The following is a 9,275-nucleotide window of genomic DNA, read 5'->3' on the forward strand; positions in this document are numbered from 1 at the left end:
CGCTACCGACAGCCCGGCATCCAGCCCCTCCCAGAACGCTAAACGAACCCTCAACGGCGACCAAGGTCTGCCCATCGACGACACCCCACAGAATTCAGGGTGTTGCACTCACCGCCTGAACTCGCCACGCATGGGTTATGCGACAGCGCACCCGGGCTGGGACGTAGCTCATGGGTTCCGGTCATCAGCACTGCTGGAATGCGTGCCACGGATGCCAACCCCGGATGGATCCGGCGGACGGTTATAGGCCGACTCACCCTTGCACTTGTGGTGCAGGGGTGAGCTGTCCCTTACGGTGATCAGCTAGCGGGCCGGTTCCGTAAACCGACAGTGGCGCTGAGGTGGGCCTTATATGTGCTTTTTAGATGGGAACGGCGGAACTATCGCAAACGGAGCAAATCCAAACCCCACCCCTCTGAACTGCCGATCTACCTACGCACGCGTGTCACGGAAGGTCGTCTTACTGCTCACCGTGTCTCAGGACCCCCGCCCGTTCACGACCCGCAGGAACTCTCCAAAAACGACCGTTTCTGGGCTGCGCACTTGGGCGCGATGCGGAGCAGTCGATGGAGCGCGCTTCTCCACCCCCTGATGATGAGGAGTTAGCCGGCCGTGATGGGGTAACCTCCGTGGTCGCGGATGAGGGAGGCGGCCATGTGTTTGGCGTATACGGCTGCTTCCCGGTCTCCCTCGACCGCTGAAATGATGGAACCCTTTGTCAGGATGTGGCAGGAGCGGGCAAGAACGTCGGGTTGTTCAAGGCCTGCCTCGACGGCCAGGGTGCGCATGAAGGCCCGGACCTGCGCCAAATACTCGATTGATGCAATTCCCAGTGGATGGGCGGCGCCCACTTCCAGCATGGTGCTGATGAAAGCGCAGGCCTGAAAGTCATCCTGGCGGAACCACCCGTCGAGGACATCGAAAATAGCCAACAGCCGGCCCGTAGGGTTCTCGGTCCGCCTTCCGGTTTCGGCGATGATGGCCTCAACCGTCATGTCCCGGTGGCAGCGCTCCAAGTACGCGAGGGCCAGTTCATCCTTCGAAGTGAAGTGCGCATAGAAGGTTGCTTTGGCGACCCCGGCCCGTGAAATCAACTCAGCGATGCCGACATCGCGGATACCCCGCTGCAAGAACAGTTCGTAAGCGGCATCCAGGAGGCGATCCCTGGCCCCACCCTGCGTCAGGCGTGGGGGAGCAAGGGCGCCATCGACGGCGGGCGGAAAGTCATAAGTGGTTCGCATAACAAGCAGACACTACACGCAAAGCCAGACAGACCGGTCTGTCCGAAAAGTAAGGTTGTTTACTAAAAAGTATCTTGATCCTCGGTTGGTGGTTCGAGCCCCTTGGGTGCATTTTCCTGCGCCCACCAAGGAGTCAGTGCGGCTAGCTCAATTCAGGGCTGCTTGTCGTGGATAGATCAAGGGAGGCCGCTTCAAGGAGAACCACCGATTCTTGGCCTTGTACCCGGCGCAAAATTGAAACTGGCCGGCGGCGGACAGCCGGCCAGTGCCCCCCATGACAGCCGGCACCCAGCTCCGTCGTCGGTCCCGGAACCCGACTCCCGCAGCTATGTGTGCCCCGGGACAGGTCACCCTGCGTTTAGAGGTCAGCGGATATAGACATCCGCACCGCCGGTGTGCACAGCGCTCCGGCTAACCATGCGGGTGCAGGCCGTCGACGGTCAGGGGTCTGACCGGGCAGAGCCTATTCGCTTCTGTCAGTTGCCAGGCCCGGAAGGGCTTGGTCAGATATGCCGAGGCTCCCGAGGCCATGCCGGCCATTTCATCGTCAGGCTCGGCCCGGGCGGTAACCAACAGCATCGGCACGTCCGACCGTTCCCGGATATACCCGGCCACGTCGAGACCATCCATGTCCGGCAGGTTCAAATCCACGGTGACCAGAACAGGGTGGTGTTCCCAGGCCGCAGTCGTGTCAGGATCAGCGTTAGCAGACCCCGGATGTCCTGGTCATCCTCAATGACCAGGCAAAGCCCGCGTGAAACCAAAATGCCCCCGGCCTGTAGTACTGCTGCACAGTGTAGAGCCCTAACCTCAAATCTGATAGCAGAGCAGCACTTATACCGGCATCGCTGAACCCGCCGGCATAGCCCGCATCAAGGGCAACACCGACTCCTGAACTTTGCGCTGAGAGGCACCCGGCCCGTCAGGGGCCCAACTCTTCTCAATGAAGGCACCGTCTCATATCTCTGGCGTTTCGAGGCGCCAGGGGGCCGGAGACCTACAGCGACTCAGTCCTCGAAGTGCGTGGATATTTGGCCGTTTCCGTCAGTCACGTTGGCGATGACCTCGTGGGCGACAGCGCTCAGTTTTTGGTTTCGGTTGCTGGAAGCGCGGCGAAGCACTTCGAAGGCGAGGTCCTGGGTGCAGCGGTTCTGGGCCATGATGATCCCACAGGCCAAGTCGATGCTGGTCCTGCTTTCCATGGCGGCCCTGAGGTTGTCGGCCCGCTGGTCCGAGGCGCTCAGGCGCAGTGCGAGATCAAGCGTGCGGCTGGCCATATCGGCGAAAATTTCCGCAGCCTGGACAGTGCCGGGGGTGAACAGGCCCGTGGCGGGAGCGAAAAAATTCAGCACGGCCGCGGCGCCGCCTTCCAAGTCCAGGGGCACCCCCAAAACGCTTCTGCAGCCGGCCGCCGCAAGACTCTTCGAGAATTCCGGCCAGCGCGTATCGGTGGACACATCCGCGAGCAGCACCGGCACGCCTATCCGCATGGCCTCCACACAGGGCCCGTCGTCGAGGGACTGCTCTATAGCGTCCAGCAGCATCGCCTGGGCGCTGCTGCCGGCCACGGTGACCCGACTCTTCCGCCGCCGCAACGTCACCGCGCATTCGATCCCGGTTGCAGTGACACGGCTCATCGTCCCGGCGGCGAAACCGGTCATTCCATCCAGAAAGCCTTTGACATCCTGGGTACCGGTGATCAGCCCGTGCAGTTGCTCGAAGTCGTCTGGTGCTTCATCAGAGTTTTGGGCCATAAGCCATCAATCTAGGTCCGTAGAACCGCGTGGCACAAGGCACGAATGGAAGGATTTCGGCACTCAAGAGTTGCCGGCCTGGAGCGTGTTGGACGAGTGGGGGAAGCGTCGGTCGGGCTGGCGGGTGCCACTGGGGGAGATGTCAAACCTGCCAGCCCCCCGCCGGTACCGCATTGGGGGCGCAATCGGCGCGACAGCAAAGGCTGCAACGAGAAACCGGCCATTTCGGGCTCCAGTGGTTTGCCGCCGGATCACGGGCCCCAGAAAGTAAAGGTCAAAAACGACTGTTTCTGGTTTACGCATTTTGGCGGGGTGGGGGAGTGGTCGACCAGGACCGTCTACATAGGGTGGTGAGACGCTGATTTGTCGATGGTCAATAACGAGCCTTTCTGACTTCCTCCTCCGCGGGGCTGCGTCTCCGTCGTGAAGGTGTTGACCGAACACCCATTAAGGAGGACCTATGTCCTTCTCGGAGTCGACACCCATGGGATACGGTCAAGGACACGCGGTGATGGTGGAGTACGGGGCGCTATGAACGGCATCAGCAAGGTGGACATCGACGGCAAGGGCACTCTGGAGTTGTCCGGCGGAGTCCTGCGATTGCATTGGAAGCCGGGCGCGACCGTAGGCCTCGACGAGGCCCACCGCGTCCTGTCAGCCATCTCCACCCTTGGCCAGGGAGTCAGGTTGCCGATGCTGATCGAAATTCATGATGTGACATATTCCGCAGCGGCTCGAAGGGTCTTCCCTGATCCATCAGCTGTGTCCCGCATGGCTCTGTTGGGGTCCTCTCCCGTGGATCAGGTGGTTGCAATGTTCCGCCTGCCTCGATTGCCGACGGGCTTCCCGGTCAGGTACTTCACATCGGAGGAGAAAGCCCTGGTATGGCTTAGGTCCTAGGTCATGCCGTCTTAGTGGTCCTGAATCAGCCCCCACGATTGGTTTGACTTGCAATCCTGCAGCATATCGATAACGTCTGACGCAGCCCAGCAGCTCCGCACCGACCTTCGAAGAGCCAGAATGCCGCCTGAACCTTCTACTACGCCTAATCCCATCGTTGAACTCATCCGTCCCGGAATTATCCGCGTCACCGTCCCTCCCGGCTCCACACTTGGTGAGGACCACGCTGAGGCGGCCCGATGTGCGGTGCGCCCCTTCATAGACGGGCAGCCTGTCGGGTTTCTGCTGATCGTCTCAGGGACCATTTATATTCACCCGGCTGCCATCCAGGACGAAGGCACCGTCGTTCCTGCCGCCCTTGCCATCCTGGGCAAGACACCAGTGGACAAGGTCCTCGCACACCGTATCCTCCGACTGCGCCTTCCCTGCCCGAGCAGGTACTTCACCGAGGAAGCCGCCGCCATACAGTGGCTGGAGAAACAACTGGCCGGTAAGGGCTGAAGGGCTGTTGGCGCAGGGCTGCGGTGCTTCTTCCGTCACTAAGTGGCCGACGTCGAGCGTCCATGGCGGTGCTCGATGTCGGCAACCTTCGGATCAGGGCGGGCCTGCCCCGGCTTAAGGGCTTCTCGGAGCCTGAGGCGCCGAAACATAGACCTGGCGCCGGGAGGTTCACTAGAGCCAAGAGTCAGCCAGCGGTGGCGGGGTCACCTCCGTGGTCGCGGATGAGGGAAGCGGCCATGCGTTTGGCGTATGCGGCCGCCTCCCGGTCTCCTTCGACCGCTGAAATGATGGAACCCTTTGTCAGGATGTGGCAGGAGCGGGCAAGAACGTCGGGTTGTTCAAGGCCTGCCTCGACGGCCAGGGTGCGCATGAAGGCCCGGACCTGCGCCAAATACTCGATTGATGTAATTCCCAGTGGATGGGCGGGGCCCACTTCCAGCATGGTGCTGATGAAAGCGCAGGCCTGAAAGTCATCCTGGCGGAACCATCCGTCGAGGACATCGAAGATAGCCATCAACCGGCCCGTAGGGTTCTGGGTCCGCCTTCGGGTTTCGGCGATGATTGCCTCAACCGTCATGTCCCGGTGGCAGCGCTCCAAGTACGCGAGGGCCAGTTCATCCTTTGACGTGCTTTGGCGACCCCGGCCCGTGAAATCAACTCAGCGATTCCGACGTCGCGGGTACCGCGCTGTAAGACCAGTTCGTAAGCGGCATCCAGGATGCGGTCCCTGGCCCCACCCGGCGTCAGGCGTGGCGGAGCGGGGGCGCCATCGACGACGGGTGGAAAGTCATAAGTGGTTCGCATAACAAGCAGACACTACACCCAAAGTGAGACAGAACGGTCGGTTCAAAAAATAGGTTAGCTTGTTTGCTAAAAAGCTATTTTAATCCTCGGGTCGTGGCCGCACTGGTACCCTTTCCTGCGCCCCGAGGAGTCATGTGAGCACCAGCTCATTTCCGGGTTGCTGGCCGTGGACAGATCGAGCGCGGTCGATTGAAGGAGAACTGCCCATTCTTCGCCTTGTACGCGGCGTAAAATTGAAACCGGCCGGCGGCGGACGGCCGGCTCGTGCCCCCCATGACAGCTGGCACCCAGCTCCGTCGTCGGTCCCGGAAACCCACTCCCGCAGCTACTGTCCCTTGCGTCCCGGGACACCTCACTTTAAGTCAGAGGCCAGCGGAATAAAGACATGCGACCCGCCACTGCGCACAACGCTCCGGTCAACTATGCGGTTGCAGGCCGTCGACTGTCAGGGGTCCGGCCGGGCAGAGCTTTTTCACCGCTTCTGTCAGTTGCCAGGCCCGGAAGGGCTTGGTCAGATATGCCGAGGCTCCCGAGGCCATGCCGGCCATTTCATCATCGGGCTCGGCCCGGGCGGTAACGAACAGCATCGGCACGTCCGACCGTTCCCGGATATACCCGGCCACGTCGAGACCATCCATGTCCGGCAGGTTCAAATCCACCGTGACCAGAACCGGATGGTGTTCCCAGGCCGCAGTCACTCCCTGCACGCCCGTGGATACAGCATGAACATCGAAGCCCATTCGTGTCAGGATCAGCGTCAGCAGATCCCGGATATCCTGGTCATCCTCAATGACCAGGCAAAGCCCGCGTGAAACCAAAATGCCCCCCGGCCCGTAGCACTGCTGCATAGGCGCGAGTCTATGTGCTGCTCGCAAAATCCCGGAGCCTGTCTCGGAGGGCGTCATACCAATCACTAAGGAAGTGGTCGACCGAGCCATCCCGCTTCTGAACATAGTGGTCATCGAGACGGCCCGGACCTGATTGGAGGGTGGGGAGCACCCACTCTTTGGCATTCTTCACCGCCTGGGCTGAGCCGTCAGTCCGTAGGTCCATCGCAAGCGACTCATACCCCTTGGCCAACTCGGGTTGGCCGACGAGTCTCAGCAGCGTGGAGAAGGCCAGCATATCGAGAGTCACTGCTTCCACATCGGTGGCCAGCGGATCATCTCGCCTTGCACCGGAAGGATAGCCCACCCACTCGCCCCGCCCGTTCGGAAAGATGTTCGTGGCCCGGTCAATGCACTCGTACGCATCGCGCCGCCCACCGTTGTCCGGCCCGAGGAGCTCAGCCAGCAGCTCAAGCGTGGTGAGCCTCCGGTCACCCCCGAGCAATTCGTAGGTGGACTTGCGTCCCATGCCGAAGAAGCCGGACCGCTTCTGTTCGACCACCCTGAACCATTTCTCCTGATACCCCATGCTGGCCACCATAGCGGTGGTTAGACCATCCGAGCGCTGCGCTCAAGAGGGAAGGTCAAAAACGACCGTTTCTGACCTCGTGGCGGCAAGCCGCCGATAAAGGCTGTGACTCTCCGAGCTAAATGGCGGCGTTTTCACGACGCTATTTGTCGCTTCAGGCAACCGCCAGGGGATAGCTACGGGCTGCTCAAAGATCGTTGAGCAGCAGTGATCGGAGTTCATTTGCACGGAAAGCGCTCTTTCGACGTTGGTCTCGGGTGAGCCTTCTGGCCTGCAAGTCCAGGACCGCTCGGCTTTCAATTGCTCCCACGCCTAGCAACTGACCAACGCGTTGGATGGCTTCATCAACGTCCTCTGAATCCTCGATCGCTTGAAAGACCTCGCCGCGTCGGTCCATAGCCTGCAGCAGAGCCTCAAGGATCGACAATTCTTCTCTCAGCTGCCGCTCATCGTGATTCATCCCGCGATTGTTGCATGACCAGCCGTGCGTGAGCGCATTCACGCCAGTTTGACCTAGTGTCGGTGACGGTCGAAAACTGAACCATTGTGACGGTTGAAAACTGAGCCACCCGTTTCAAACGATTGGGTGGGTGATCACTGTGGAGGATTGGGCGCTTATTCGGCGATTGCATCTTGCCGAGGGTGAGTCGATGAGGTCGATAGCGGCGCGGCTGGGGATCTCCCGGAACACTGTTGCCAAAGCGGTTAGTTCTGATGGTCCGCCTGCGTATGTGCGGGCACCTCAGGACTCCGGGATCAAGGCCGTCGAGCCTGCGATTCGTGCTTTGTTGCAGGAGAACCCGCGGATGCCCGCGACGGTGCTCGCGGAGCGGGTGGGCTGGTCGGGGTCGGCGGCCTGGTTCCGGGAGAACGTGGCCAGGATCCGGCCGGAGTATGCGCCGGCTGATCCTGCTGACCGGATCACCTATGATCCCGGGGATCAGGCGCAGTGCGACCTTTGGTTCCCGGAGGTGCAGATTCCCGTTGGAGCAGGCAAGACGCGGGTGTTGCCCGTGCTGGTGATGGTGTCTTCGCATTCGCGGTTCATCATGGCCAGGATGATCCCGTCGCGGATGACCGGGGACCTGCTGGCCGGGATGTGGGAGCTGCTCGGATCCCTGGGTGCGGTTCCGCGGCGGCTGATCTGGGACAACGAAACCGGGATCGGTCGCCGGAACAGTTACGCCGCCGGGGTGGCTGCGTTCGCCGGGGTCCTCGCCACCCGGGTCGTTCAGGTCAAACCCTATGACCCGGAAAGCAAAGGCGTGGTCGAGCGGGCCAACCAGTTCTTGGAGACCTCGTTCCTGCCGGGCCGGGTCTTCACCTCACCGGAGGATTTCAACGCCCAGCTGGCCATGTGGCTGCCGAAGGCCAATGCGCGGCTCGTCAGGCGGACAGGTGCCCGGCCGGCGGAGCTCATCAATGCGGACAAGAAGGCGATGCTGGCGCTGCCACCGGTTCCACCGGTCACCGGATTCACCGCCAGGGTCCGGCTCCCGCGGGACTACTACGTCCGGATGGGGTCCAACGACTACTCCGTCCACCCGCAGGCCATCGGCCGGTTCGTCGAGGTCACCGCCGACCTCGAAACCGTCACGATCAGCCTGGACGGCAGAACTGTCGGAACCCACACCCGGTCCTGGGGCAAGGGCCTGACGATCACCGACCCAGACCACGTAGAGGCGGCAAAGGCACTACGGAAGGCCTTCCAAACCCCTCAGCCGGTGGGTGAGACAGCCGGGCTGCGGGATCTGGCCGACTACGACCGCGCATTCGGGGTCATCCTTGATGACGGGCAGGTCGCCTGATGCCCGCTATCAAGGAAACCGCTGGCCAGATCGAGTACTACTCCCGGGCAATGAAAGCACCCCGGATCCGGGAAGCAGCAACCCGGCTCGCTGATCAGGCCCGGGAAGGAGGCTGGACCCACGAGGAATACCTCGCCGCTGTGCTGTCGCGGGAAGTGGCCGCGAGGGAAGCCTCCGGAGCAGAGATCAGAGCCAGGGGCGCCGGGTTCCCGGCCCGGAAATCACTCGAGGACTTCAACTTCGATCACCAGCCCGGCCTCAAACGCGACACCATCGCCCACCTTGCCACCGGAGCGTTCCTCACGGAAGCATCCAACATCGTCCTGCTCGGACCGCCCGGCACCGGCAAAACACACCTCGCAACCGGCCTGGGCTTACGGGCCACCCAGCTCGGACATCGGGTCCTGTTCGCGACGGCCATCGACTGGGTAGCCCGCCTCCAGACAGCCCACCAGAACGGCAGACTGCCCCAGGAACTCGTAAGGCTGCGCCGCTACCGGCTGATCATCGTCGATGAAGTCGGCTACATCCCTTTCGAGCAAGATGCCGCGAACCTGTTCTTCCAACTGGTCTCATCGCGCTACGAGCACGCCTCGCTGATCCTGACCTCGAACCTCCCGTTCGCCCGCTGGGGCGACGTGTTCGGCGACCAGGTCGTCGCCTCGGCCATGATCGACCGCATCGTCCACCACGCCGAAGTCATCACCCTCAAAGGCTCCAGCTACCGACTCAAACACACCCAAGTCGACTCACTGCCCTCGACAAGACCCGAAAATACGGCAGAATAACCAACGTCAAAGTGGCTCACTTTTCCACCCGCGAAACGGCTCACTTTTCGACCATCGCTGACA

The 9,275-nt window shown here is 61.7% G+C and carries 12 protein-coding genes; 4 read left to right on the forward strand and 8 right to left on the reverse strand.

Annotated elements, in window-relative coordinates; genetic code table 11:
* Positions 1-602 precede the first annotated feature (602 nt).
* The 3 genes from DBZ45_RS12710 to DBZ45_RS12720 all read right to left on the reverse strand — a co-directional run bounded on the left by DBZ45_RS12710 (position 603) and on the right by DBZ45_RS12720 (position 2,995).
* Positions 603-1,241: a TetR/AcrR family transcriptional regulator gene (locus DBZ45_RS12710; protein ID WP_111904269.1), complete on the reverse strand. Its 639-nt coding sequence runs from the start codon at positions 1,239-1,241 to the stop codon at positions 603-605.
* A 411-nt stretch (positions 1,242-1,652) separates the two neighbouring features.
* Positions 1,653-1,892 (reverse strand): response regulator transcription factor, encoded by a 240-nt coding sequence (locus DBZ45_RS12715; RefSeq protein WP_262982858.1) that lies wholly within the window; start codon positions 1,890-1,892, stop codon positions 1,653-1,655.
* Positions 1,893-2,248: 356 nt separating this feature from the next.
* Positions 2,249-2,995, reverse strand: coding sequence for a GAF and ANTAR domain-containing protein (locus tag DBZ45_RS12720; RefSeq protein ID WP_111904270.1), 747 nt, complete (start codon positions 2,993-2,995; stop codon positions 2,249-2,251).
* A 531-nt stretch (positions 2,996-3,526) separates the two neighbouring features.
* Here DBZ45_RS12720 and DBZ45_RS12725 point away from each other — a divergent pair.
* Both DBZ45_RS12725 and DBZ45_RS12730 read left to right on the forward strand, forming a co-directional pair.
* Complete coding sequence (locus tag DBZ45_RS12725) at positions 3,527-3,895, forward strand: DUF7793 family protein (RefSeq protein WP_111904271.1); 369 nt, start codon at positions 3,527-3,529, stop codon at positions 3,893-3,895.
* 120 nt (positions 3,896-4,015) lie between these two features.
* Positions 4,016-4,396 carry a DUF7793 family protein gene (locus DBZ45_RS12730; RefSeq protein WP_146617516.1) on the forward strand — a complete coding sequence of 127 codons (381 nt, stop codon included), beginning with the start codon at positions 4,016-4,018 and terminating at the stop codon, positions 4,394-4,396.
* A 184-nt stretch (positions 4,397-4,580) separates the two neighbouring features.
* On the opposite strand, the gene DBZ45_RS23245 is transcribed toward DBZ45_RS12730, so the two are convergent.
* From DBZ45_RS23245 to DBZ45_RS12750, 5 genes are all read right to left on the reverse strand, one after another.
* Positions 4,581-4,973, reverse strand: a complete 393-nt coding sequence (locus DBZ45_RS23245) for a hypothetical protein (protein ID WP_223257054.1) — start codon at positions 4,971-4,973, stop codon at positions 4,581-4,583.
* Complete coding sequence (locus DBZ45_RS23670; RefSeq protein WP_223257055.1) at positions 4,970-5,200, reverse strand: TetR/AcrR family transcriptional regulator; 231 nt, start codon at positions 5,198-5,200, stop codon at positions 4,970-4,972. Before DBZ45_RS23670 ends, DBZ45_RS23245 begins: the two co-directional genes overlap by 4 nt.
* 416 nt (positions 5,201-5,616) lie before the next feature.
* Entirely contained in the window at positions 5,617-6,048 is a 432-nt protein-coding gene (locus tag DBZ45_RS12740) for a response regulator transcription factor (protein WP_111904273.1), read from the reverse strand.
* Between the two features lie 10 nt (positions 6,049-6,058).
* Positions 6,059-6,616: a hypothetical protein gene (locus tag DBZ45_RS12745; RefSeq protein WP_146617517.1), complete on the reverse strand. Its 558-nt coding sequence runs from the start codon at positions 6,614-6,616 to the stop codon at positions 6,059-6,061.
* A 187-nt stretch (positions 6,617-6,803) separates the two neighbouring features.
* Entirely contained in the window at positions 6,804-7,076 is a 273-nt protein-coding gene (locus DBZ45_RS12750) for a DNA gyrase subunit A (RefSeq protein WP_111904275.1), read from the reverse strand.
* 130 nt (positions 7,077-7,206) lie between these two features.
* Here DBZ45_RS12750 and istA point away from each other — a divergent pair, with 130 nt between their 5' ends.
* Positions 7,207-8,424, forward strand: a complete 1,218-nt coding sequence (gene istA / locus DBZ45_RS12755; RefSeq protein WP_111904276.1) for an IS21 family transposase — start codon at positions 7,207-7,209, stop codon at positions 8,422-8,424.
* Positions 8,424-9,212: an IS21-like element helper ATPase IstB gene (gene istB, locus DBZ45_RS12760; RefSeq protein ID WP_111904277.1), complete on the forward strand. Its 789-nt coding sequence runs from the start codon at positions 8,424-8,426 to the stop codon at positions 9,210-9,212. Before istA ends, istB begins: the two co-directional genes overlap by 1 nt.
* Positions 9,213-9,275: the final 63 nt, after the last annotated feature.

Origin of the sequence: Arthrobacter globiformis (assembly GCF_003261175.1) — a bacterium.
Classification (GTDB): Bacteria; Actinomycetota; Actinomycetes; order Actinomycetales; family Micrococcaceae; genus Arthrobacter; species Arthrobacter globiformis_A.

Coding starts and splice junctions, on each gene's coding strand:
- DBZ45_RS12710 (WP_111904269.1), bottom strand. CDS start 1,241: ATGCGAACCACTTATGACTTTCCGCCCGCCGTCGATGGCGCCCTTGCT.
- DBZ45_RS12720 (WP_111904270.1), bottom strand. CDS start 2,995: ATGGCCCAAAACTCTGATGAAGCACCAGACGACTTCGAGCAACTGCAC.
- DBZ45_RS12725 (WP_111904271.1), top strand. CDS start 3,527: ATGAACGGCATCAGCAAGGTGGACATCGACGGCAAGGGCACTCTGGAG.
- DBZ45_RS12730 (WP_146617516.1), top strand. CDS start 4,016: ATGCCGCCTGAACCTTCTACTACGCCTAATCCCATCGTTGAACTCATC.
- DBZ45_RS23245 (WP_223257054.1), bottom strand. CDS start 4,973: ATGACGGTTGAGGCAATCATCGCCGAAACCCGAAGGCGGACCCAGAAC.
- DBZ45_RS23670 (WP_223257055.1), bottom strand. CDS start 5,200: ATGCGAACCACTTATGACTTTCCACCCGTCGTCGATGGCGCCCCCGCT.
- DBZ45_RS12740 (WP_111904273.1), bottom strand. CDS start 6,048: ATGCAGCAGTGCTACGGGCCGGGGGGCATTTTGGTTTCACGCGGGCTT.
- DBZ45_RS12745 (WP_146617517.1), bottom strand. CDS start 6,616: ATGGGGTATCAGGAGAAATGGTTCAGGGTGGTCGAACAGAAGCGGTCC.
- DBZ45_RS12750 (WP_111904275.1), bottom strand. CDS start 7,076: ATGAATCACGATGAGCGGCAGCTGAGAGAAGAATTGTCGATCCTTGAG.
- istB (WP_111904277.1), top strand. CDS start 8,424: ATGCCCGCTATCAAGGAAACCGCTGGCCAGATCGAGTACTACTCCCGG.